23 protein-coding genes are annotated in these 21,902 nt (G+C 72.8%); 12 read left to right on the forward strand and 11 right to left on the reverse strand.

Annotated features, from left to right (window positions below):
- Window positions 1–86 precede the first annotated feature (86 nt).
- Both trxA and IEZ06_RS16085 read right to left on the reverse strand, forming a co-directional pair.
- Window positions 87–416 (reverse strand): thioredoxin, encoded by a 330-nt coding sequence (gene trxA / locus IEZ06_RS16080; RefSeq protein ID WP_189237498.1) that lies wholly within the window; start codon window positions 414–416, stop codon window positions 87–89.
- Window positions 413–793 carry a MerR family transcriptional regulator gene (locus tag IEZ06_RS16085; protein ID WP_189237499.1) on the reverse strand — a complete coding sequence of 127 codons (381 nt, stop codon included), beginning with the start codon at window positions 791–793 and terminating at the stop codon, window positions 413–415. The genes trxA and IEZ06_RS16085 overlap by 4 nt, the downstream gene beginning before the upstream one ends.
- 162 nt (window positions 794–955) lie before the next feature.
- On the opposite strand from IEZ06_RS16085, the gene IEZ06_RS16090 reads away from it, so the two are divergent.
- The gene (locus IEZ06_RS16090; protein WP_189237500.1) at window positions 956–1,501 is read left to right on the forward strand and encodes a phosphatase PAP2 family protein; all 546 of its coding nucleotides are present in this window, start codon (window positions 956–958) and stop codon (window positions 1,499–1,501) included.
- Window positions 1,502–1,635: 134 nt separating this feature from the next.
- On the opposite strand, the gene IEZ06_RS16095 is transcribed toward IEZ06_RS16090, so the two are convergent.
- On the reverse strand, window positions 1,636–2,334 hold the full coding sequence (locus IEZ06_RS16095) for a class I SAM-dependent methyltransferase (protein WP_189237501.1): 699 nt from the start codon (window positions 2,332–2,334) through the stop codon (window positions 1,636–1,638).
- A 177-nt stretch (window positions 2,335–2,511) separates the two neighbouring features.
- Here IEZ06_RS16095 and IEZ06_RS16100 point away from each other — a divergent pair, with 177 nt between their 5' ends.
- From IEZ06_RS16100 to IEZ06_RS16125, 6 genes are all read left to right on the forward strand, one after another.
- A complete protein-coding gene (locus IEZ06_RS16100) occupies window positions 2,512–3,324 on the forward strand; it encodes a sugar phosphate isomerase/epimerase family protein (protein WP_189237502.1) in 813 nt (270 codons plus the stop codon).
- A gap of 2 nt (window positions 3,325–3,326) precedes the next feature.
- The gene (locus IEZ06_RS16105; protein WP_189237503.1) at window positions 3,327–3,926 is read left to right on the forward strand and encodes a TetR/AcrR family transcriptional regulator; all 600 of its coding nucleotides are present in this window, start codon (window positions 3,327–3,329) and stop codon (window positions 3,924–3,926) included.
- Window positions 3,927–4,112: 186 nt separating this feature from the next.
- Window positions 4,113–6,230 (forward strand): (Fe-S)-binding protein, encoded by a 2,118-nt coding sequence (locus IEZ06_RS16110; protein ID WP_189237504.1) that lies wholly within the window; start codon window positions 4,113–4,115, stop codon window positions 6,228–6,230.
- A gap of 182 nt (window positions 6,231–6,412) precedes the next feature.
- Window positions 6,413–7,207: a hypothetical protein gene (locus IEZ06_RS16115; RefSeq protein WP_189237505.1), complete on the forward strand. Its 795-nt coding sequence runs from the start codon at window positions 6,413–6,415 to the stop codon at window positions 7,205–7,207.
- On the forward strand, window positions 7,204–8,319 hold the full coding sequence (locus tag IEZ06_RS16120) for a glycosyltransferase (protein ID WP_189237506.1): 1,116 nt from the start codon (window positions 7,204–7,206) through the stop codon (window positions 8,317–8,319). Before IEZ06_RS16115 ends, IEZ06_RS16120 begins: the two co-directional genes overlap by 4 nt.
- A gap of 18 nt (window positions 8,320–8,337) precedes the next feature.
- Window positions 8,338–8,619: a metal-sensitive transcriptional regulator gene (locus IEZ06_RS16125; RefSeq protein ID WP_189237507.1), complete on the forward strand. Its 282-nt coding sequence runs from the start codon at window positions 8,338–8,340 to the stop codon at window positions 8,617–8,619.
- Window positions 8,620–8,715: 96 nt separating this feature from the next.
- Here the strand turns inward: IEZ06_RS16125 and IEZ06_RS16130 are convergent, their stop codons facing one another.
- From IEZ06_RS16130 to IEZ06_RS16140, 3 genes are all read right to left on the reverse strand, one after another.
- The gene (locus IEZ06_RS16130) at window positions 8,716–8,877 is read right to left on the reverse strand and encodes a hypothetical protein (protein WP_189237508.1); all 162 of its coding nucleotides are present in this window, start codon (window positions 8,875–8,877) and stop codon (window positions 8,716–8,718) included.
- A gap of 233 nt (window positions 8,878–9,110) precedes the next feature.
- Window positions 9,111–10,478 carry a hypothetical protein gene (locus IEZ06_RS16135; RefSeq protein WP_229798217.1) on the reverse strand — a complete coding sequence of 456 codons (1,368 nt, stop codon included), beginning with the start codon at window positions 10,476–10,478 and terminating at the stop codon, window positions 9,111–9,113.
- Between the two features lie 21 nt (window positions 10,479–10,499).
- Window positions 10,500–11,066, reverse strand: a complete 567-nt coding sequence (locus IEZ06_RS16140; protein WP_189237509.1) for a gamma carbonic anhydrase family protein — start codon at window positions 11,064–11,066, stop codon at window positions 10,500–10,502.
- Window positions 11,067–11,202: 136 nt separating this feature from the next.
- Here IEZ06_RS16140 and IEZ06_RS16145 point away from each other — a divergent pair, with 136 nt between their 5' ends.
- Entirely contained in the window at window positions 11,203–12,375 is a 1,173-nt protein-coding gene (locus tag IEZ06_RS16145; RefSeq protein ID WP_189237510.1) for a DivIVA domain-containing protein, read from the forward strand.
- A gap of 260 nt (window positions 12,376–12,635) precedes the next feature.
- Here IEZ06_RS16145 and IEZ06_RS16150 read toward each other — a convergent pair whose 3' ends face one another.
- The 4 genes from IEZ06_RS16150 to IEZ06_RS16165 all read right to left on the reverse strand — a co-directional run bounded on the left by IEZ06_RS16150 (window position 12,636) and on the right by IEZ06_RS16165 (window position 15,168).
- Window positions 12,636–12,854, reverse strand: coding sequence for a hypothetical protein (locus IEZ06_RS16150; protein WP_189237511.1), 219 nt, complete (start codon window positions 12,852–12,854; stop codon window positions 12,636–12,638).
- A 123-nt stretch (window positions 12,855–12,977) separates the two neighbouring features.
- A complete protein-coding gene (locus IEZ06_RS16155) occupies window positions 12,978–13,730 on the reverse strand; it encodes a GntR family transcriptional regulator (protein WP_189237512.1) in 753 nt (250 codons plus the stop codon).
- 173 nt (window positions 13,731–13,903) lie between these two features.
- The gene (locus tag IEZ06_RS16160) at window positions 13,904–14,422 is read right to left on the reverse strand and encodes a VanZ family protein (RefSeq protein WP_203872118.1); all 519 of its coding nucleotides are present in this window, start codon (window positions 14,420–14,422) and stop codon (window positions 13,904–13,906) included.
- 41 nt (window positions 14,423–14,463) lie between these two features.
- Complete coding sequence (locus tag IEZ06_RS16165; RefSeq protein ID WP_203872119.1) at window positions 14,464–15,168, reverse strand: dienelactone hydrolase family protein; 705 nt, start codon at window positions 15,166–15,168, stop codon at window positions 14,464–14,466.
- Window positions 15,169–15,334: 166 nt separating this feature from the next.
- Here IEZ06_RS16165 and IEZ06_RS16170 point away from each other — a divergent pair, with 166 nt between their 5' ends.
- From IEZ06_RS16170 to IEZ06_RS16185, 4 genes are all read left to right on the forward strand, one after another.
- Entirely contained in the window at window positions 15,335–16,816 is a 1,482-nt protein-coding gene (locus IEZ06_RS16170; protein WP_189237513.1) for a DHA2 family efflux MFS transporter permease subunit, read from the forward strand.
- 37 nt (window positions 16,817–16,853) lie between these two features.
- Window positions 16,854–18,089, forward strand: coding sequence for a kynureninase (gene kynU, locus IEZ06_RS16175; protein WP_189237514.1), 1,236 nt, complete (start codon window positions 16,854–16,856; stop codon window positions 18,087–18,089).
- A gap of 178 nt (window positions 18,090–18,267) precedes the next feature.
- A complete protein-coding gene (locus tag IEZ06_RS16180) occupies window positions 18,268–18,891 on the forward strand; it encodes a LysE family translocator (protein ID WP_189237515.1) in 624 nt (207 codons plus the stop codon).
- A 191-nt stretch (window positions 18,892–19,082) separates the two neighbouring features.
- The gene (locus IEZ06_RS16185) at window positions 19,083–20,078 is read left to right on the forward strand and encodes a putative protein N(5)-glutamine methyltransferase (RefSeq protein ID WP_189237516.1); all 996 of its coding nucleotides are present in this window, start codon (window positions 19,083–19,085) and stop codon (window positions 20,076–20,078) included.
- Window positions 20,079–20,135: 57 nt separating this feature from the next.
- On the opposite strand, the gene IEZ06_RS16190 is transcribed toward IEZ06_RS16185, so the two are convergent.
- Window positions 20,136–21,734 (reverse strand): CocE/NonD family hydrolase, encoded by a 1,599-nt coding sequence (locus tag IEZ06_RS16190; protein ID WP_189237517.1) that lies wholly within the window; start codon window positions 21,732–21,734, stop codon window positions 20,136–20,138.
- Window positions 21,735–21,902 lie beyond the last annotated feature (168 nt).

The following is a 21,902-nucleotide window of genomic DNA, read 5'->3' on the forward strand; positions in this document are numbered from 1 at the left end:
CTACCGGCCCGGGCCGACAACTTTCACCCCGACGCCCGGCCGGGTACGGCGCGCGGCGCCGTACCCGAAACCGCACCGAGGCTGCTTCAGCCCTGGGTCGTTGACATGTGGCCTTCGAGGTCGGCCAGGAGCATGCGCTTGGGCTTGGCGCCCCTGATCTGCCGGACGACCTCGCCGCCGACGTAGAGGTTGAGCGTCGGCAGGCCGAGCACGCCGTACCTGGCGGAGATCTCGGGGTGGTCGTCGGCGTTGAGCTTGGCGATGGTGAGGCGGTCGCCGTACTCGGCCTCGATCTCCTCCAGCACCGGCGCGATCATCTTGCACGGCCCGCACCACTCGGCCCAGAAGTCCACCAGGACCGGCTTGTCGCTGCGCAGCACCTGCTCGTCGAAGTTCTCCGCGGTCAAAGTGATCATTTCTCTCCCTGCTTCCCTGTCGGACATCCCTGGCAGGAGCCGGCCAGCTGCGCGGCCACCTCGGCCCGCCGGACCAGCAGCGTGCGGATCTCCTCGTCGATCTCGGCCAGTTTCCGCCGGTAGACGGCCACGGACTCGGGACACGAGCCGCCCGTGGCGTTCCCGGCCCGCAGGCACGCCACGAACGGTTCGGCGTCCGCGAGCGTGAACCCCACGGTGAGCAGCGTGCGGATCTCGGCGACGAGCCGGAGGGCGTCCTCGTCGTACTCCCGGTACCCGTTGGCCGACCGCCGCGCGGTGATCAGACCCTGCTGCTCGTAGTAGCGCAGCGCTCTGGTGCTGACCCCCGCCCGCCGGGCGAGCTCTCCGATGCGCATCCGGCCCTCCTCCTCCGCGACCGTAATCCCTGACGCCGGTGTCAAGGTCAAGCGGCGGCGTTCTGTTCCGCGGCGGAGCAGGCGCGCGGGCGCGCGGGCGCCGGAGAGCCGCCTAAGATCGTTCGTTCACCCCGTGTTCACCATCCCCTCAGGAGGACGGCCGTGTACCGCGACATCGTCGAGTTCGCCCAGGGCACCCCGGCGTGGGTGCACGCCCTCGCCGAGACGGGCACGGACGCGGGGCTGCTCGTCTTCGCGCTGCTGTTCGTCCTGGCCTGGTGGCGGGCGCGGGGGAGGGACCCGCGGGACATGGCGCTGGTCCTGCTGGGCCCGGTGGCGGTGGTGGCCGTCTACCTGCTCAGCGAGATCGTCAAGGTGCTCGTCCGGGAGGAGCGGCCGTGCCGGGGGCTGGCGGCGACCATCGCGGCCTGCCCCGAGACGGGGGACTGGTCGTTCCCGAGCAACCACGCGGTGATCGCGGCGGCGGCGGCGGGCACGCTGGTCCTCGCCTGGCGCGGGCTGGCCGCCCTCGTGCTGCCGCTGGCGGTGCTGATGGCCTTCTCCCGGGTGTTCGTCGGCGTGCACTACCCGCACGACGTCGCGGCCGGGTTCCTGCTGGGGGTGGTGGCGGCACCGCTGCTCGTCCTGCTGCTGACGGGGGCGGTCACGCCGCTGGTGCGCCGGTGGAACCTCGTGCGGGCGGCGTGACGGAGACGCGCGCCCGCGGTCCGGCGGGCCCCGGCCTGGCCGGATCAGGGCGGATCAGGGCGGATCAGGGCGGATCAGGGCCGGTCAGGCCGGGGCGGGACGGGTCGGAGCGGGCTGGGCCGGTCGGCGTCCGGTCAGAAGTGCTTCCAGCGCAGCACGTTGGGGTAGGCGATCTCCAGGCCGGGGGTCTCGGCGGCGGCCTGCGCGGCGACCTCGGGGGTGAACTCGATGCGCAGGACGGCCTCGAGGTCGGCCCGGCGCTCGAAGGCCATGCGCAGGTCGAGGGGCTGCGCCTGCCAGTCCTGGCGGACCCAGAAGTCCGCCACGGCCTGCGGCGAGTAGGACGGGATCGACCGGCGGAACCAGCGGCCGAAGTCGCCGCGGGAGGCGTCGACGTCGACCACGAAGGCGGTGCCGCCGCGCCGCAGCACCCGGGTGAGCTCGGCCAGGCCGGGCTCGCAGCCGGGGCCGAAGAAGTAGGCCCAGCGGGCGACGGCGACGTCCACCGAGGCGTCCGGGAGCGGCAGGGCCTGCGCGGTGCCCGTGCGGACCTCCACGCCGGGCAGGGCCCGGCAGCGCCGCCGGGCGAGCTCGACGAGGTCGGCGTGCGGTTCGACGCCGATGACGCGGGCGGCTTCGGCGGACAGCGCAGGGAGGTGGTAGCCGGTGCCGCAGCCGACGTCGAGGACGGTCGCTCCGGCGAGCGGGCGGACGGCGGCCATCGCGGTCCCGGCCCGGCCCTCGGGGTCGACCGCGCGGTTCTCCAGCTCGTAGACGTGCGGGGTGTTCCAGATGTTGGGGCTGGGGATGGCCCCCTTGACGAACCGCGGCATCCCCACACCGTATCCGGGTGATCGATCGGTGTGATCCGGGCCGCACAGGGGTGGCTGGACGCCATTCTGCCCCGGGCGCGCTTAGTCTGGCATTGTGGACGAGCGGGGCGACCGGCGTCGCGGCGTCCGCGCGACATGGACGACATGGACTCCGACCCCGAAGGCGAGAAGGCTCCGATGAGCGTCATCCGAGTGCCCAGCGCCAAGATCGCGCTGTCCACGGCGTCGGTGTATCCGGAGCGCACACCGGACGCCTTCGAGTTGGCCGCGCGCCTGGGATACGACGGCGTGGAGATCATGGTGGGCGCCGACCCCGTGAGCCAGGACATCGACGTCCTGGAGCGGCTGTCGGACCACTACCAGCTGCCCATCCTCGCGATCCACGCGCCCTGCCTGCTGGTCACCCAGCGGGTGTGGGGCAAGGACCCGTGGGCCAAGCTCAAGCGCGCCCAGCGGGCCGCGGAGCGGGTGGGGGCGCGGACGGTCGTGGTGCACCCGCCGTTCCGCTGGCAGCGCGACTACGCGCGCGACTTCGAGGTCGGCCTGGCCCGGATGCGCGAGGAGACCGACGTGGTCTTCGCGGTGGAGAACATGTTCCCGCTGAAGGCGCGCGGCAACAAGGTCGTGCCGTACTCCCCGGACTGGAACCCCGTCGACTATGACTTCCCGCAGGTCACCCTGGACCTGTCGCACACGGCGGTGTCGGGCTCCGACGCCTGGGAGATGTTCACCAAGCTCGGCGACCGGCTGGCCCACCTGCACCTGGCCGACGGGGTCGGCATCCCCAACAAGGACGAGCACCTGGTCCCCGGGCGGGGCAACCAGCCGTGCGCGCCGATCCTGGAGCGGCTGGCGGCGAACGGCTTCGGCGGCCTGGTGGTGCTGGAGGTCAACACGCGCAAGGCGGCCAGCCGTACCGAGCGCGTCGACGACCTCGCCGAGGCGCTCGCCTTCGCCCGGCTGCACCTCGCGGCCTCGGCCAACGCGTGACGGTGACGGACGGGCAGCGCCCGGGGCGCCGGCCGGGGCGCCGGCCCGGGTCGGCGGACACGCGGGGGGAGATCCTCGCGGCGGCGCGCAGGACGTTCGCGGAGAAGGGGTTCGACAAGGCCACGGTCCGTGGCATCGCCCGTGCGGCGGGGGTGGACCCGGCGCTGGTCCACCACTACTTCACCAGCAAGGAGGGCGTGTTCGTCGCGGCCATGGAGCTGCCCATCGTCCCGGACGAGGTGATCCCGCAGGTCCTCACCGGGCCGCGCGAGGAGATGGGCGAGCGGCTGGTCCGCTTCATCCTCACGGTGACCTCGGACGCGGAGGCGCGCCAGCCGCTGCTGGCGCTGGTGCGCACGGCGATGACCAACGAGAAGGCCGCCGGGATGATCCGGGAGTTCATGACGCACGCCCTGCTGCTGCGGGTCGCCGAGGCGCTGGACATCCCGCCGATCCGGATGGAGGCCGCGTTCGCGCAGCTGTTCGGCGTGGTGCTGGCCCGGTACGTGCTCGAACTCGAGCCGCTGGCCTCGGCCGGCATCGAGGAGCTGGTGGCCCTGCTGGCCCCGGCGGTCCAGCGTTACCTGGACGGGTCCCGCTGACCGGGGGGTGCCCGCAGGAGTATAGAGCATTGTTCTAGAATGGGAATTGACCATATGGTGACCACGTTCACCGCGTTTCCCATTCCGGGTGGAAGTTACCCATGGGTAGGATTCGGGGCGACCTGTGGTCACTGTGGATGACCGGCGGTCATTCGCTGGCAGCCAACGCCGTCTGTGGGAGGACCCGTGCTCTGGGTAGCCATCATCGGGCTCGTCATGACAGTCGCCGCGCTCGCGCTCGCCGCGCGCCGCGTCCTGTTCCTGTACAAGCTCGCCGTCGTCGGGCCGCCCGCGCCCGAGCGGATCGAATACGCCAGGAACAACGTCGGCGCGGAGGTCAAGGCCCAGCTGGTCGAGGTCCTCGGGCAGAAGAAGCTGCTGAAGTGGACGCCGTCGGGCGTCGCGCACTTCTTCGTCATGTGGGCCTTCTTCATCCTGCTGACCGTCTACATCGAGGCGTACGGCGCGATCATCCAGGGTGCGATCACGGGGCGGGCGAACTTCCACATCCCGATCATCGGCACCTGGCCGGTCCTCGGCTTCCTGCAGGACTTCATCGCGGTGGCCTGCCTCCTCGGCCTGGTCGCCTTCGCGGTCATCCGGATCAAGAACTCCCCGAAGAAGCTCGGCCGCGGCTCGCGATTCTCCGGCTCACACCTGGGCGGCGCCTGGCTCGTCCTGTTCATGATCTTCAACATCATCTGGACGCTCTTCCTCGCCCGCGCCGCCGCGGTGAACACCGGGAACTTCCCCTACGCCTCGGGCGCGTTCGCCTCCGAGGCGGTCGCCTCGATCCTGCCCGCCAGCCACCTGCTGGAGGAGATCGCGCTGCTGCTGCACATCGGCTTCATGCTGGTGTTCCTGGTCATCGTGGTGAACTCCAAGCACCTGCACATCTTCACCGCGCCGCTGAACGTGATGTTCTCCCGCCGGCCCGACGCCATGGGCGCGGCCCCGGAGATGCGCATCGACGGCAAGGTCGTCGACTTCGAGGACGAGGACCTCGACGGCGACCGGCTCGGCCGCGGCAAGATCGAGGACACCACCTGGAAGGGCTTCCTCGACTTCTACACCTGCACCGAGTGCGGCCGCTGCCAGTCCCAGTGCCCGGCGTGGAACACCGACAAGCCGCTCTCCCCGAAGATGCTCATCCTGGACCAGCGCGACCACGCCTTCGCGGTCGCGCCGTACCTGATGATGAGCGAGGAGCAGCGGGCGCACCAGGGCCAGGACGTGCTGGCGCTGCTGGAGAAGCCGCTGGTCGGCGAGGACGGCGTCATCCACCCGGACGTGCTGTGGTCCTGCACCAACTGCGGCGCCTGCGTCGAGCAGTGCCCGGTGGACATCGAGCACATCGACCACATCCTCGACATGCGCCGCTACCAGGTGATGGTGGAGTCGAACTTCCCGTCCGAGGCCGGCGTCATGGTCAAGAACCTGGAGAACAAGGGCAACCCGTGGGGCATGTCCGAGATGAAGCGGGCGGACTGGATCGAGGAGCTCGACTTCGAGGTCCAGCTCATCGACGAGAAGATGCCCGAGGACACCGAGTACCTGTTCTGGGTGGGGTGCGCCGGCGCGCTGGAGGACCGGGCCAAGAAGACCACCAAGGCGGTCGCCGAGCTGCTGCACATCGCGGGCGTGAAGTTCGCGGTGCTCGGCCCGATGGAGGCCTGCACCGGTGACCCGGCCCGCCGCCTGGGCATGGAGTTCCTCTTCAACATGCTGGCCCAGCAGAACATCGAGACGCTGAACGAGGCGGGCGTCAAGAAGATCGTGGCCACCTGCCCGCACTGCTTCAACACCCTGGCCAACGAGTATCCCCAGCTGGGCGGGACCTACGAGGTCGTGCACCACACCCAGCTGCTGGCCAAGCTGGTCGACGAGGGCAAGCTGGTCCCGGTCACCCCGATCGAGGAGAAGATCACCTACCACGACCCGTGCTTCCTCGGCCGCCACAACAAGGTCTACTCCCAGCCGCGCGACATCATGGCCAAGGTGCCCGGCGTCAAGACGCAGGAGATGCACCGCCACAAGGACCGCGGCTTCTGCTGCGGCGCCGGCGGCGCGCGGATGTGGATGGAGGAGCGGCTCGGCAAGCGCATCAACACCGAGCGCGTGGACGAGGCGCTGACCACCGACCCGGACACCATCTCCACCGCGTGCCCCTTCTGCCTCGTCATGCTGGGCGACTCGATCAACGAGAAGAAGAACTCCGGTGAGGCCAAGGAGACGCTGGAGGTCGTGGACGTCTCGCAGTTGCTGATCAAGTCCGTCAAGGGCGAGCCGGTCGAGGCATCCTGATCGTTTTTCCGCTCACGGGTCGGGCGCGGTCCGCTTTTTTGCGGGCCGCGCCTGACTCGTTGTAATGCCTCTTTGAAAAGGACAGTCGGTCCGAAACTTCTCCGTCTAGGGCTGTCCACATAACGGGAAAATCACGGTAACCTCAACGTCGCGTAGCTCATTCGACGGGGAGGGGGCCGGCGGTGCGTGCCGTCGTCACGGATGCCGAAGTCACCCTGGCCGACGTGCTCTCCCTCCGCCTGGCGATCGACGAACCCCTCGCCGAGGGCGCCGAGCTGGTCCTGCGCCACCGGGCCACCACCACCGAGCGCCGGGTCCCGCTGGGCGCCTCGGCCACGAAGGCGCGGGACGCGACCCTCGCCGTCTCCCTCGCCCCGCTGACGCTCGCCCCCGGCCGCTGGGACGCCTACCTCGCCCAGGACGGCCCCCGAGCGCGGCTGCGCAGCGTCGACCCCGGATTCTCCCTCGACCACCTCGACACCTACGCGCTGAGCCGCCGCTCGCTGGCCTACCGGGCCTACCGGACCCAGGGCGGCTTCCTCGCCCTGAAGATCGACAAGGTGGAGCCGCTCGCCGAGGTCCGTGCGGTCTGGTTCCGGGAAGGCCGCTTCGAGGTCACCGGGCTGCTGGCCTTCACCGGGCTCGACGACGACGAGTCCCGGCACGAGGCGCGGCTGGCGCTGCGCCGCGGCGAGCCCGAGGCCGAGCTCTCCGTCGCCGCCACGGTCCAGGGCGTGCGCTTCCACGCCGCGCTCTCCCTGTGCGACGTGGTCGACGCCGCGCCCGAGCGGCCGGGCGTCTGGGAGCCCGTGCTGGAGGTCGACGGCCTGCCCGGCCCGCTCCGCCTGGGCTCGCGCCTCGACGACGTGGACGGCAAGCGCCGCCGTCTGCACTACCCGGCCGCCCGGATCGACGGGGTGCCGATCAGGCCCTGCTACACCGCCGACGACGAGTTGAGGATCGAGGTGGGTGGGTGAGGATCTGCCTGCTCGTCCCCTCGGTGTACGGCATGCGCGGCGACGTCCGCTCCGTCGTCAACCTCGCGGGCGAGCTGGCGGAGCGCCACGACGTGGAGATCGTCAGCGTCCGTCGCCACAAGGACCGGCCCTTCTTCCCGGTCGGGTCCAAGGTGCGGCTCTCCTGGCTGGTCGACGCCAGGCCCGGGGTGCGCCACCTGCTCCCGGCCGGGCAGATGCGCACCGAGGTGGCCCTGTGGCGGCGGCTGCGCGGGCTCCGGACGGACGTGCTGATCACCACCCGGCCGGGACTGGGCGTGCAGGCGGCCCGGCACGCCCCGCGCGAGATCGTGCGGATCGCCCGGGAGTGGGGCCGCCCACCGGTGCCTGGCCCGATCAGGAGGTTCTACCCGCGCCTGGACGCGGTCGTCGCCGCCACCGAGACCGGCCGCGACGAGTGGGACCGCCTGCTGGGCGGCGGAGCCGGAGACACGGGGGGAGGCGGCGGGGGCGGTGGGGGCACGGCGGTCCGGATGATCCCGGACGCGCTGCCCGCGGGGCCCTGGCCGCGCTCCCGGATGGACAACCGCATCGTCGCCGCCGGCGGACGCCTGGTGCCGGTCAAGGCGTACGACCGGTTGATCCGCGCGTTCGCCCTCATCGCGGGCAGGCGCCCCGACTGGCGGCTGAGGCTGTACGGCGGGGGCCCCGAGGAGCGGCGGCTGCGGGCCCTGGTGGCCGAGCTGGACCTGCACAACCACGTCTACTTCATGGGCACCACCCCCGACCTCGGGGGAGAGTTCGCCAAGGCGTCGATCGTGGCGGTGACGTCCCGGGCCGAGGTGCTCGGGATGACCGTGATCGAGGCGATGGCCAGCGGGGTCCCGGTGATCGGCTTCGACAGCGCGCGGGGACCGGGGGAGTTCGTGGCGGACGGGCGGAGCGGGGTCCTGGTCCGCGAGGGCGAGGGCGAGATCGAGGCGTACGCCGCGGCGCTGCTCGGGCTCATCGACGACGAGCGCAGGCGCCGGGAGCTCGCCGCGGGCGCGCTCGACGCCGCGGCCGCCCACGGGGCGCCCGTCGTGGCCGAGCGGTGGGAGAAACTGATCGCCGAGACCTCCGGCTGCTCCTGACCCGGGTACCGTTGGGTCATGCATGGGTACAGCGGAGACAAGCAGGCCTATCTCACCCGGTTGCGGCGCATCGAGGGACAGATCAGGGGTCTGCAGCGGATGGTCGAGGAGGACTCCTACTGCATCGACGTGCTGACGCAGGTCTCGGCCGCGACCCGGGCGCTGCAGGCCGTGGCGCTGGGGCTGCTGGAGGACCACATCGGCCACTGCGTCGCGGAGGCCATCGGCACGGGGGGCCCGGAGGCGGAGGAGAAGGTCAAGGAGGCCTCCGCGGCGATCGCCCGGCTGGTGCGCTCCTGACTAGTCATCGCACCGTCCTTTCGGACCACGTCCCGGACCCCCTGCGGAGGGGGTCCGGGACCGGATCGGACGGGTTCACCGTGTCCTGCCGTGGCTTCAGCAGATCGCCGAAGCGCTCAATCCGAGCGCGTTGTCGAGCTCGGCCAAGGTGAGAGGCCGTTCGCTGTCAGCGACGGCGGTAAGCACCTCGGCATAGAGCGCGATCTCGTCCAACGCGACACGGTCGTGGACCCTGAGGTCCAGGTCGTCGTGCCCCACCGCGTCGTCCTTCCTTCCGCAGCCCACACCCACTCCGAGGGTACGGCGGGCGGTCTTTCGTGCCCATGGCCCATCGGGGCCATTCCCTCCGGTACCGGTCCGTACCCCGAAGGATCATTTCCCGATTGCGAGATCACGATTCAGCTAATTGTGGGGCATAGTGGGGGCGAGAAGGGTATAGGGGAAGTAAGGGTGAAATAACCGGATTAGTAGTTTAAATCCACCGAGATGCGTCAGAAGTGGCGCAGATGTGGATGCGGCCCTGAAACACCGGGGAGCGGATCGTCCCGCTCGTGCGTCAGCCGGTGCACCACCGCCGCGGCCGTCGCGAACCCCCGCTCCGGCACCTCGGTCCCCGACAGCCGGCACCAGGCGAGCCCGGTGGCGTAGGCCGAGCCCAGCAGCGCCGCGGCCGAGGCGCGGTCCGGCGGGTGCAGCGCCGAGGGCAGCGCGGAGGCCGACGGGAAGTCCGGGACGCCGCCCGCGCGCGGCCAGCAGCCCCGCAGCGGGTGCGCCGGGTCGGTGAGCACGACGTGCAGGATGTGGCGGAGCTCGGGATCCAGCCACGGGTAGAGCCGGTCGGCGGCCCGGGGCGCGTGGGCCGACAGGTCCGCGGCGAGCAGCGAGGCCGCCACCGCCCGGGGGTCGGCCCCCTTGCGGGCGATGAAGCCCAGGGCCCGCACCAGGTCGTAGACGGCGTGCTGGAAGTGGTCGCCGGGCGACGACTCCGACAGCGTCACGTGGGACGGGCAGCGCGACAGCCACGCGTGCCGTACCGCGTCGTCGCCGTGGTGGGCCGCGGCGGCGTCCTGACCGGTCCGGTGCAGGACCGGGGCGACCATCGCCGGCAGCGCGGAGGCCCGGGGGCGGAAGCGGGGGTCGGTCCGGACGGCCTCGGCGGTGGCGGCCATCAGCGCCACCAGCCGGCGGCCCGCCTCGGGATGGCCCGCCCGGACGCGCTCGCCGTACAGGGCGACCAGGTCGCCGAGCGAGGCGGGCGGCAGCCAGCGGACCCACTCGTCGCCGGGGAGCGGGCGGGCCAGGAACTCCCCGAACATCGAGAGCAGCACCTCGTTGCCGTCGAAGGCCGGGGCGTAGGCGCACCACATGAGCGTGCCCCAGACCGCGGCCACCGGGCTGGCGACCTCGGCCGCGAACAGCCCGGCGAACGGGCCGTGCAGCGGGAAGTCCTCCGGGCGCCTGCCCCGCTGGGCGGCGAGCAGGTCGCGGACCCGCTCGGTGATCTCGAACGGCACGTCCGGGCCGACGAAGCCCTGCACCGACCCCCGGTCGGCGGTGAAGTCCGGGCCGGACGGGACCAGCTGCGGCGGGACCGCCGAGGCGATCTGGACGACCCGGGCCCCGGACCGCATCAGCGGGTCGGCGGGCGGGTGCGACAGGTGCCAGCGGCCGTCCACCGGGTCCTGCCGGTACCACCGCGCGTGCGCGCCGAACCGCCACAGGCCGTCGTCCGGTGTGGCCAGCGTGCGCAGCGCGACCGCCTGGGCGCGCGCGGCGAACGGGAGCGCCGGCCACCGGGGGTCGGTGACCATGGTGCGCACGTCGCCCTCGATGGCGTCGAAACCGTCCCACTGCCGCACGGCGTCATGCTACCGACCGCGTCACCGGCCGTCCGGGTGCACCGGCAGGACGGTGGCGGCGCGGTGACGGGCGGCCTTGGCCATGTAGTTGTCGGGGGTGCGGGCGAAGGAGGCGCGGTCGTCGTCGGTGAGCTCCCGGACGATCCTGCCCGGGACGCCCGCCACCAGGACGCCGGCGGGGATCTTCTTGCCGGGGCCGACGAGGGCGCCCGCCGCCACCAGCGAGCCCGCGCCGATCCGCGCGCCGCCCAGCACGATCGCGCCGATCCCGACGAGCGCCCCGGTCTCGACGTACGCGCCGTGGACCATGGCCTTGTGGCCGAGGCTCACCCGCGGCTCCAGCACGGTCGGCTCGCCCGGGTCGGCGTGCAGGCAGCACAGGTCCTGGACGTTGCACTCCTCGCCGACCTCGACGGCCTCGTCGTCCCCGCGCAGGACGGAGCCGTACCAGACGCTGGCCGCGCGGCCGAGCCGTACCCGGCCGACGACCACCGCGCCGGGGGCGACGTAGGCGTCCGGGTGGATCTGCGGGGCGGCGTCCCCGTCGAGGGCCGCGAGGTGAGGGACGAGGTGAGGAACGCGGTTCATGGGGACGATGGTACGAGGGGCGCGCTGTCCGATATTTCGCAAGCATGTCCCCGTTCCGGTTGCGATTGCGGATGGTTGGCAGCAGAGTCGTCTCTGACTTCTCCTTTTCCGCCCCACGACCTCCACGGGTAGCGCCATGACGAACCAGCACGAGAGCTTTCCCGACCTGATGCATGAGGACTCGTTCGAGGTCGTCATGCGTGGTTACAGCCGTCGCCAGGTGCACGACTACATGATCCGGACGCGCAACCAGATCCGCGATCTGGAGGAGCGGGTCGCGCGGGCGATCGACCAGGCGGAGCAGAGCAGGCTGGAGCTGGCCGACGCCCGGCGCAGGCTCTCCGACGCGCCCCAGGACTACGACGAGCTCGGGCAGCGGCTCAGCCAGATCCTGAAGCTGGGCGAGGAGGAGGCGGCGGCCAAGCGCGAGGTCGCCGACGCCGAGGCGAACCGCCTCCGCGACGAGGCCGCGGCCGAGGCCGAGCGGCTGGTCGGCTCCGCCCGCGAGCGGGCCGAGGGCATCCTCACCGCCGCGCAGCAGGAGGCCGAGCGCCGGGTCGCCGAGGCCACCGCCACCGCCGAGCAGCTGCTCGCCCAGGCGGGCGGCGACGCCGAGGAGACGCTGGGCGCGGCACGGGCGGAGGCGGAGGAGACCCTGACCCGCGCCCGCAGCGAGGCGGAGCGCATGATCGGCTCCGCCCGCCACGAGGCCGAGCGCACGCTGGAGGGCGCCCGCGCGGAGGCGGAGGAGACCCTGACCCGGGCCAGGAGCGAGGCGGAGTCGACGGTCTCCTCGGCCAACGCCGAGGCCCACTCCACACTGAGCTCCGCCCAGCAGCGCGCCGCGGTCCTGGACGAGAGCACGGGCCGCCGGGTCGCCTACCTCACCGACACGCACCGCGAGGTCATGCGCCGCCTCAACGAGATGGGCACGGTCCTCGGCGACCTGCTCCACCGGGAGAACAGCGCCGGGCCGCTCATCGACGAGGCGGCGGTTCCCCCTCCGGCGGCCGCCGCGCAGCCCCTGCCGGCTCCCGGCGTGCTCGTCGCCTCCGGCGCCCCGTCACGGCACGGGCATGGGGACGAGGCTCCCGGCACCGGTCCCGGGAGCGGCGCCGAACCCGGCCCGGAGACCGGTTCCGGCGCCGATCCCGAGATCGACGTCGAGGCCGTCCGGGTGATCGTCGAGGACGAGGACGAGGACGAGCAGGGCCCCGCCGAGGGGCGCCGCGTCGTGGTCTCCGACGACACCGTCCTCGGCCTGGGCCCGGCGCGCGGCGGCGACGGGGAGCTGGCCACCCGAAAGTGAGGGTGTCTCCCGCTGACGAGTGCGTCGGCGGGAGGGCGCCTCCCGCCCGTGGATGCGGAACGGTCCGAGCGGTCCCGGTGGTTCGAGCGGTCCCGGTGGTTCGAGCGGTCCCGGTGGTTCGGGCGGTCCGGGCGGTTCGGGCGGTCCGGGCGGAAGCCCCCGCCCCCGATAGGGTCGGGGGCTTCCGCGTTCCTGGAGCCCGGCGCCGGAGCCGCGAGCGCTCCGCCGACCGCGGCACCGGGCGGCTCTTCGACGGCGGTTCAGCGGAGCGTCCCGCCGGAACGTTCCTCCTGGTCGCGCAGGCGCCGGCGCAGTCCTTCGGCGTCGTCCGCGTCGACGGTCATCGCACAGCCCGCCTCGCGCTGGGCGGAGCTCAGCGGGTGGTGGCGGGTGGCCCACCACCGACCCGCGTCGCTCCGCCAGATCGTCCAGTCGGGAAACTCCCGGGCCATCTCCGCCAGATGCCGGTCGAAAGACATCCATGCACCTTCCCCGCGCCCAGGACCGCTGTGACGTTCCACCTCCGACGGTGCGACACCTCTCTAGAGAAATCAATGATCGCAAGGGTCAGGTCAACCTACCGGTTGACGGGCGGCCTTGATCTATGCGTCGAAGTCGTACTGGAGTACATATGAGGCGGAGTCCAGGACCATCTCGTTGACCTCGACGGGCACGCCGGCCGAGGTGTAGGCGGTCCGCATGATCGCGATGACCGGGGTGCCCGCCGGGAGGTCCAGCTGGACGGTCTCGTGCGGGTGCGGCATCCGGGCCCGCACCTCCTCGGTGAAGTGGGCCGGGGCGTGCCCGAGGTCGCCCAGGCGCGCGTAGACGCCGCCGGGGCCGGTGTCCTCCTGGACGATCGCGGTGCCCTCCACCAGACCGGCGGGGAAGTAGGAGACCGAGAGCTGGACCGGCCGCCCGTCCACCGAGTAGCGCCGCCGCCGCACCCAGACCTCGGGCCCGCCCAGCACGCGGGCGACGTCCTCCTCGGCGGTCTCCCTGTCGAGCTGCACCTCGTCCACGGTGTACGGCCGGCCCCTGGTGTCGGACTCCCAGATGGCCTGCCCCTGGCCCCAGTGCTCACGGGAGAGCCGCCGGGAACCGTGCCGCCTGATGGGCCGGAAGCGCCGGACGTAGACCCCCGAACCGCGCTTGGGCACGGCCAGTCCTTCGTTGATGAGCACCGACAGCGCCTGCCTGGCGGTCGCACGGGCGATGCCGTGCTGCGCCATGAGGGCGTTCTCGCCCGGAAGCCGGTCCCCGTCACGGAGCTCGCCGGACAGGATCGCTTCGCGGAGCCCGTCGGCGATGCGCCGATAGATCGGGGTCTCGGGAGGTACCGGGGACTGCTGCACGTTTGATCACCCTCTGTCACCAACCGGGTTTGGCGTCTCCAGAGAACTTGCCCCGCCTTGTCCACGATCGCACAGATACAGAGGTTGGTACCGGGATTCTTTTGAGTGGATCGTGCCCGTGTGGTGATCCACGGGGGTTTTCTTGGTCCGTTTCCATGGAACGGTCCTGACCGCTATCGCCGTGCCCACCACCGGCGGGTGACGAGCGCGGCGAGTACGGCTCCCGCGGTGTTGAGGAGCACGTCGTCCACGGAGCTGACCCGGCCGAGACGCAGGCCGTACTGGAGGACCTCCACGGCGGCCGAGGCGGCGGCGGCCACGCCGGCGACCGCGGGGAGCGACGCCAGCCGCGCCGAGCGGACCGGGAGCAGCGCGCCGAGCGCGGCGAAGACCAGGAGGTTCCCCCCGACCTGTACGAACGCCGCTCCCGGTGACATGTGCCCGACCTGCCCGGCCAGGTCGACCAGCGGGACGAGGTTCACCCCCTGCGCGGTCCCGGGGGTCAGGATCATCCAGATCCACGGAACGGTCCCGGCCAGGGCGCCCACGTCGGCGGCGGCCGTACGCCAGGGGGCGGGATGCCCGGCGCGCCCGCGGCGGCGGGCCAGCAGGAACGCGGCGAGGACGGCCATCGGGACGGCCGAAACGGCCGTGATGACGACATCTCCCCATGTGCGCCATGCCTGCTCCACAGGACGATGATGCCAGGGCGGCCACCTCGCCGTGCGGTCCGTCAGGTCAGGGGAAGGTGGCTCCGGAGGAAGGCCGTCGCGTGCGCCCAGGCGGCCCGGGCGGCCTCGGGGTGGTGGAACTGCGGCGCCGCGTGGTTGTGGAAGGCGTGACCGGCCTCCTCCGCGACGTACATCTCGATGTTCGGGCGCCCGGCGGCGGCCTTCTCCACCTTGGCGACCTGGTCGCGCGGGATGTAGGGGTCGGAGCCGCCGAAGACGAGCAGCGCCGGGCAGCCGATCTTCTCCACCAGGCCGACCGCGTCCGGCACGCCGGAGCCGTAGAACGAGAGCAGCGCGTCCATCTCCACCGAGGCGGCCAGGACGTAGGCGATCGAACCGCCCAGGCAGAACCCGAGCGCCCCGCTGCGGCCGGTGGACTCCGGCAGCGCCCGCAGGTGCGCCAAGGCCATGGCCGCGTCGGAGACGGCGTGCGTGAAGTCGAGGCGGGAGGCCACCTCCATGGAGGCCATCGTCCCGGCCTCGGTGTGCTCGGCCTCCCAGTGCGGCTCGATCCGCCAGAACAGGTCGGGCGCCCCGACGACGTAGCCGAGCGCGGCCAGGTCCTCGGCGACCCTGCGGATGTACGGCCCGACCCCGAAGATCTCCTGGACCAGCAGGACGGCCGGGCCGCCGCCGCTCACCGGGAGCCACAGGTGCAGGTCGAACGAGCCGTCGGCGACGGTGACCGTCTCGGTCCGAGCTTCCACGGAGCCCTCCTGGATCTTCGTTCTGCTGACGACCAGCCTAGGACAGCGGAAGGGTCGTCCCCGGCATCCGTTCCCCGTCACCGGGTGATACGCCTGGGGCGCGGGTAAATGTGAGGATTCATCTCGCGCGAACCGCGCTCCACCGACGACCTCCCGGAGTGCCCCGATGGCCGAGCCCACCCACCGGCGGCGCATGGGCGTGCTGGCGATCTGCTGCATGAGCCTGCTGCTGGTGAGCCTGGACACCACCATCCTCAACGTCGCCCTGCCGGCCATCCGCCGGGAGTTCGACGCGTCGGTCTCCGGCCTGCAGTGGACGATCGACGCCTACGTGCTGGTGCTGGCCTCGCTGCTGATGCTCTCCGGCTCCACCGCCGACCGGATCGGCCGGCGCCGGGTCTTCCAGGCCGGGCTCGTGCTGTTCACCGCCGGCTCGGTGCTGTGCAGCCTCGCGCCGAGCCTGGGGTGGCTGGTGGCCTTCCGCACGGTGCAGGCGGTCGGCGGGTCGATGCTCAACCCGGTGGCGATGTCGATCATCACCAACACCTTCACCGACCCCCGGGAGCGGGCCCGCGCGATCGGCTTCTGGGGCGGCGTGATCGGCATCAGCATGGCCGCCGGGCCGCTGGTCGGCGGCCTGCTCGTGGAGACGGCCGGCTGGCGGCTGGTCTTCCTGATCAACCTGCCGGTGGGGCTGGCGGCCCTGGTCCTCACCGTGTTGTTCGTCCCGGAGTCCAGGGCCGCCCGGGCGCGCCGGACCGACCCCGTCGGGCAGCTCCTGGTGATCCTGGTGCTCGGGCCGCTCACGTTCGGCATCATCGAGGCCCCGGTCCTGGGCTGGACCTCACCGGTGATCGTCGCCTGCCTCGCGGTGGCGCTCTGCGCGCTGGCGGTGCTCCCGGCCTACGAGCGGCGCCGGGACGATCCGCTGATCGACCCGCGGTTCTTCCGGAGCGCGCCGTTCGCCGGGGCGGCGGCCATCGCGGTGTGCGGGTTCGCCGCGCTCGGCGGCTTCCTGTTCGTCAACACCCTGTACCTACAGGACGTGCGGGGCATGACCGCCCTGCACGCCGGGCTGTACCTGCTGCCGATGGCGGCCATGATGCTCCTGCTGGCCCCGCTCTCGGGGCGGCTGGTGGCCGCCCGCGGGCCGCGCCCGCCACTGCTGGCGGCGGGGACGGCGATGACGCTGGGCGGCGGGCTGTCGGCGGTGGGCGGCACGGGGTCCCCCGGTTCCCCCGACGCGCTGCTGCTCGCCTCCTTCGTCCTGTTCGGCGTCGGCATGGGCCTGCTCAACGCCCCCGTCACGAACACGGCCGTCTCCGGCATGCCGGTCGCGCAGGCCGGGGTGGCGGCGGGGATCGCCTCCACCAGCCGCCAGGTCGGCCAGGTCCTGGGCGTCGCGGTCGTCGGCTCCGTGATCGCCGCCGGGGTGGGCGGTGCGGCCGTCGCCGCGGGAGCCGGTTTCACCGGGGCCGCCCGTACGGCCTGGTGGATCATCACCGGCTGCGGAGCCGCCGTGCTCGTCCTCGGCGCCGCCACCACGGGCCCCTGGGCCCGGGGTACGGCGGAGCGCGCGGCGGCCCTGATCGGAGCCGAGGGGGGAGCGGCGCCGTCCGGTGGCCGCACGGGTTCCCGTACTGGATGATGGGAGGACTGGTAAGGACCCAACCGGGAGATGATTCATGGCCATCAGCCGCGCGGACTGCGCCGCCCTCGACGCCGCCGATCCCCTCCGGCACCTCAGGGACGAGTTCGTCCTGCCCGACGGGACGGTCTACCTGGTCGGCAACTCGCTCGGCGCCCCGCCGAAGCGCGCCGCGGCGGCGGTCACCCGGGTCGTGGAGGAGGAGTGGGGCGGCCGCCTGGTCGGCGCCTGGAACGCCGACGGCTGGTTCGACCTGCCGATCTCCACCGGTGACCGGCTGGCCCCCCTGATCGGGGCGGGCCCCGGGCAGGTCGTGGTGGGCGACACCACCTCCATCGCGATCGTCAAGGCCGTCTCGGCCGCGCTGCGCCTGCGCCCGGGGCGCCGGGTGATCGTCTCGGACCTGGACAACTTCCCGACCGACCGCTACATGGTCCAGGGGCTCGCGGGGGCGCTGGGCGGCTACGAGATCCGCGACGTGCGCGGCACGGAGGGCCTCGACGAGGCGCTCGCCGGAGGGGACGTGGCGTGCGTGCTGCTGTCGGAGGTCGACTACCGGACCGGGAACCGGCACGACACCGCCGAGGTGACGGCGCGGGTCCAGGCGGCCGGCGCGCTGATGGTCTGGGACCTGTGCCACAGCGCGGGCGCCTACCAGGTGGACGTGTCCCCGGCCGACTTCGCGGTCGGCTGCACCTACAAGTACCTCAACGGCGGCCCCGGCTCCCCGGCGTTCGTCTACGTGCACCCGCGCCACCAGGCCGACGCCGAGCACATCCTGACCGGCTGGCACGGCCACGCCGCGCCGTTCGCGTTCGAACCCGGCTACCGCCCGGCCGAGGGGGTGCGGCGCTTCGCCGTGAGCACCCCGCACGTGCTCTCCTTCGCCTCGCTCAACGCCTCGCTGGACGTCTGGGAGCGGGCGGACCTGGCCGAGGTGCGGGCCAAGAGCGTGGCGCTCACCTCCCTCTTCATCGACCTGGTCGAGGAGCTGTGCGCGCCGTACGGGCTCGGGCTGGCCACCTCGCGCGACCCGGAACGCCGGGGCAGCCAGGTGAGCTTCACCCATCCGGAGGGCTACCCGGTCATGCGCGCGCTGATCGACCGGGGCGTGCACGGGGACTTCCGCGCCCCGGACATCCTCCGGTTCGGCTTCGCCCCGCTGTACATCCGCCACGTGGACGTCCACGATGCGGCGGTCACCCTGGCGGAGGTGCTGGAGAAGGAGCACTGGCGCGACGAGCGGTACCGGCGGCGGCTCGCCGTCACCTGATCCCGGTCCCGGTTCTCCGGTCCCGGGAGTTCGGTCTGTCGCCGGGCCTGGTCGCCGGTCCGCCGCGTGCCCGCGACCGGTTCGCCACCGCCCGGTGGTCCCCGGGTCTCCCTGGATAAATAGGATGAGCGCGCCCACAAGGCACTTTTCACCACATGTCCAGGGAGACCCCCGTTCCATGTTGACGACCTTCGCGGTCACGGCGCTCGTGATGATCATGATTCCCGGGCCGGACCAGGCCCTGATCACGCGCAACGCCCTCGCCTTCGGCCGTACCGCCGGCCTGCTGACCATGACCGGCGGCCTGTTCGGGCTCGCCGTCCACGCCACCTCCGCCGCGATCGGGCTCTCGGCCCTGCTGCTGGCCTCGGCCACCGCCTTCACCGTGCTGAAGGTCGCGGGCGTGGTCTACCTGCTCTGGCTGGGTGTCCAGGCGCTGCGCTCCAGCCGCCGTACGGCCGCCGCCACCGCCGTCGTCACGGAGGTCCCGGCCGACGGGGGCCCGCCCTTCCGGCACGTCCGCAACGGCTTCCTGTCGAACGTGCTCAACCCCAAGGTCGCTCTCTTCTTCGTGACCTTCCTGCCCCAGTTCCTGCCGGCCCACGGCAACACGCTGGGCCGGGCCCTCCTGCTCTCGGCGATCTTCGCCGGGCTGTACCTGCTCTGGTTCGGCTTCTACAACGTGGTGGTGGACCGGATCGGCGCGCTGCTGCGCGCCCCCCGGGTCCGCGCCAGGGTCGAGCGGGTCACCGGTCTGCTGCTGGTCGGCTTCGCGATCCGCCTGGCCGTGCAGCAGCCCTGACGACGGCCGGCGCCGACATGTTTGCGCGGCGGGGTCCGGCTGGGTAGCGTTGCCGTTCCCAGCAGTGGACGCACCGGAGGAGGTGAGACCCATCAACGCCAGATCAGGCCGGGTGCTCTCCTCCCGCGGCCGCGCGGTCCACCCGGCCTAGGTGACCGAGAGAGCACCCATCGGAATTCCGAAGGGCTCTCATGCCGGTTCAGCCGTCACCGCACATCCGATCCGTTCCCCCGCCACCCGCCGCGGCCCCGCCTGTCGTCCCGTCCGGCGTAGAGGTCCCGCCTGTCGGCCTGTCCGGCGTAGAGGTCCCGCCTGTCGGCCTGTCCGGCGTCGAGGTCCCGTCCGCCGTCGTCGCCAGGCTCCGGGCCGCCGGTTGCGTCTTCGCCGAGGACGAGGCCGAGCTGCTCGCCGCCGCGGCGCGGACGCCCGGCGAGCTCACCGCCATGGTGGAGCGGCGGGTCGCCGGGCTCCCCCTCGAGCACGTCCTGGGCTGGGCGGAGTTCTGCGGCCTGAGGGTGGCCGTGGATCCCGGGGTCTTCGTGCCCCGCCGCCGCACCGAGTTCCTCGTCCGCCGAGCCGCCGCCTTCGCCCGTCCGGGATCCGTCGTCGTCGACCTGTGCTGCGGTTCGGGGGCGCTGGGCGCGGCGCTGGCCGCCGCCCTGGCCGCGCCTCCGGAGAGGGCCGCCGGCAGGGCTCCGGAGGACCCTCCGGACGGCACCCCCGGCGGGCTGGAACTGCACGCCGCCGACATCGATCCCGCCGCGGTGGCCTGCGCCCGCCGCAACCTCGCCGCCCTGGGCGGCCGGGTGTACCGGGGCGACCTCTACGAGCCGCTGCCCGCCGCGTTGCGAGGCCGTGTCGACGTCCTGCTCGCCAACGTGCCCTACGTGCCCACCGGTGAGATCACGCTCCTGCCTCCGGAGGCCCGGCTCCACGAGGCGCGGGTGGCGCTGGACGGCGGCGCGGACGGGCTCGCCGTCCTGCGGCGGGTGGCCGCCGGGGCGCCGCGGTGGCTGGCGCCGGGCGGCCGCCTGCTGTTCGAGACGAGCGGGCGGCAGGTTCCGTCGGCCGTCGGGATCGTCACCCGGGAGGGGCTGGTGCCGGAGGTGGCCGTCTGCGAGGAACTGGACGCCACCGTGGTCGTCGCGACCCGGCCGCCCACCGGTTCACCCGGCCGGACCCGGTAGCCGGGCGGTGCGGACGCCTCGGCCGACGGGATCCCGTCAGCCGAGGCGGGCGGGTTCCTACCGGGGAACGATCGGGAGGGTGATGCAGGAGTCCGGGAAGACCTTCTGGTGCTGGAGGACCAGATCGGCCTCGGTGGCCTCGGCGGCCGGGCGGCCGGTTCCGGGATTGCGGTCGAAGCGGGGGAAGTTGGAGCTGGAGACCTCCACCCGGATGCGGTGGCCGGCCTTGAAGACCTGGCTGGTGGCGACCAGGTCGATGGTGAACGTCCCGGCGGGTTCGGCGGTGCGGACGATGCCGTCGATCACGCTCATCGCCCGCCCGTCGGGGTGGACGTCCACCAGCTTGGCCGTCCAGTCGGTGGCGGCCGCCGAGGTCTCACCGTGCAGGGTCACCGTGACCGGGCCGGTCACCTCGACGTCGGCGGCCAGGACCTCGGTGGTGTAGCAGAGCACGTCCGGGCGGAGCTCCACGTCGCGCTGGTCCTGCGGGCCGACGTTGGTGGTGTCGGGCAACAGGAGCGGGCCGCCGACCGTGGGGACCGGGTCGCGCGGGTCGAAGGTGAACACGGCCGGTTCCGCGGTGGCGGGAGGAGCGGTGGACAGCAGCCCGTCGGAGTGGAAGTGGTAGCGGGTCTCGACGGCGCGGGCCAGAGGCCAGGCCTCCTCGTCCCGCCACACGTCGTCGCCCATCACGAAGATCTTCACGGCGGGGCCGGTGTCCTCGCCCCGCAGGAAGGCCAGCTGCCGCTGCTCCAGCCGGATCGCCTGCGCGGAGGCGGAGAAGCCGAAGTCCAGCCGGCCGGTGCCGGTCGCGCCCAGCGCCGTGTGGGACCAGGGACCGATGATCAATGGCCCGCCCAGGCGGCGGTGGTTCTCCAGCGTCCCGGCCAGGAACAGGTCGAACCAGCCCGCCACGTGCATGACCGGCACCTCGATCCGGTCGTGCCGCAGGGTCTCGGCCAGGTCCTGCCAGTAGGCGTCGCGCTCCGGGTGACCGGTCCAGTCCCGCCACCACGGGATGCCCGGGACGTCGCCCACCGGGAGGGTGCGGGCCGCGGCGGCCTGGTCGCCCAGGACCGGCAGGAGCGCGCCGAACCCGGCGCCGACGTCCTCGCCCGCCTCCATGGCGTGCACCAGCCCGAGCATCGCCTGCATCGCGCCCCAGCCCAGGGCGGAGCCCAGCGCGAACGCCCCGCCGTGGTACTTCAGCCCGTCATGGAAGTCGTGCGGCGTCACCGCGGCGACCACGGCCTTCAGCCCCGGCGGGCGCGTCGCGGCGGCCTGCAGCGCGCATCCGGCCAGGTAGGACATGCCGCTCATCACGACCTCGCCGTCCGACCACGGCTGCGCGGTGATCCAAACGATCGTGTCGTGGCCGTCGGCGCCCTCGTCCAGCCAGGGCCGGAACTCGCCGTCGCTGCTCCCGCGCCCCCGGCAGTGCTGCAGCACCACCGCGAACCCGGCCTGCAGCGCTGACCGCACCGGCACCGACCGGAACGTGCCCTCGCCGTACGGCGTGCGGACCAGCAGCGTGGGGAACGGCCCGCCGCCGGCCGGCCGGTGGACGTCGCCGCGCAGGACGGTGCCGTCGCGCATCGGCATGGGCACGTCGTGTTCGGTGGTGATCGCCAGCGGGGTGCGGTCGAGCTTCGGCATGAGGCTCCTCGGTGCAGGGGCAGGGGCAGGGGCAGGGGCGGAGGCGGGGGCAGGGAGCGGGGCGGGGATCTCGCGGAGACGTGGGCCGCCGGCCGAGGTGGGGACGGGGTGGGGACGGGGTGGGGACGGGGTGGGGACGGGCCGCCGCCGGGGACGGGCCGGGTGAGG

Origin of the sequence: Planomonospora antibiotica (genome assembly GCF_014647955.1) — a bacterium.
Taxonomy (GTDB): domain Bacteria; phylum Actinomycetota; class Actinomycetes; order Streptosporangiales; family Streptosporangiaceae; genus Planomonospora; species Planomonospora parontospora.

What these genes read in the sequence shown, in the direction of transcription:
- IEZ06_RS16180 (WP_189237515.1), top strand. Translation starts at nt 18,268, where the DNA reads ATGTTGACGACCTTCGCGGTCACGGCGCTCGTGATGATCATGATTCCC.
- IEZ06_RS16185 (WP_189237516.1), top strand. Translation starts at nt 19,083, where the DNA reads ATGCCGGTTCAGCCGTCACCGCACATCCGATCCGTTCCCCCGCCACCC.
- IEZ06_RS16140 (WP_189237509.1), bottom strand. Translation starts at nt 11,066, where the DNA reads ATGAACCGCGTTCCTCACCTCGTCCCTCACCTCGCGGCCCTCGACGGG.
- IEZ06_RS16190 (WP_189237517.1), bottom strand. Translation starts at nt 21,734, where the DNA reads ATGCCGAAGCTCGACCGCACCCCGCTGGCGATCACCACCGAACACGAC.
- IEZ06_RS16150 (WP_189237511.1), bottom strand. Translation starts at nt 12,854, where the DNA reads ATGTCTTTCGACCGGCATCTGGCGGAGATGGCCCGGGAGTTTCCCGAC.
- IEZ06_RS16125 (WP_189237507.1), top strand. Translation starts at nt 8,338, where the DNA reads ATGCATGGGTACAGCGGAGACAAGCAGGCCTATCTCACCCGGTTGCGG.
- IEZ06_RS16100 (WP_189237502.1), top strand. Translation starts at nt 2,512, where the DNA reads ATGAGCGTCATCCGAGTGCCCAGCGCCAAGATCGCGCTGTCCACGGCG.
- IEZ06_RS16095 (WP_189237501.1), bottom strand. Translation starts at nt 2,334, where the DNA reads ATGCCGCGGTTCGTCAAGGGGGCCATCCCCAGCCCCAACATCTGGAAC.
- IEZ06_RS16170 (WP_189237513.1), top strand. Translation starts at nt 15,335, where the DNA reads ATGGCCGAGCCCACCCACCGGCGGCGCATGGGCGTGCTGGCGATCTGC.
- IEZ06_RS16145 (WP_189237510.1), top strand. Translation starts at nt 11,203, where the DNA reads ATGACGAACCAGCACGAGAGCTTTCCCGACCTGATGCATGAGGACTCG.
- IEZ06_RS16085 (WP_189237499.1), bottom strand. Translation starts at nt 793, where the DNA reads ATGCGCATCGGAGAGCTCGCCCGGCGGGCGGGGGTCAGCACCAGAGCG.
- kynU (WP_189237514.1), top strand. Translation starts at nt 16,854, where the DNA reads ATGGCCATCAGCCGCGCGGACTGCGCCGCCCTCGACGCCGCCGATCCC.
- trxA (WP_189237498.1), bottom strand. Translation starts at nt 416, where the DNA reads ATGATCACTTTGACCGCGGAGAACTTCGACGAGCAGGTGCTGCGCAGC.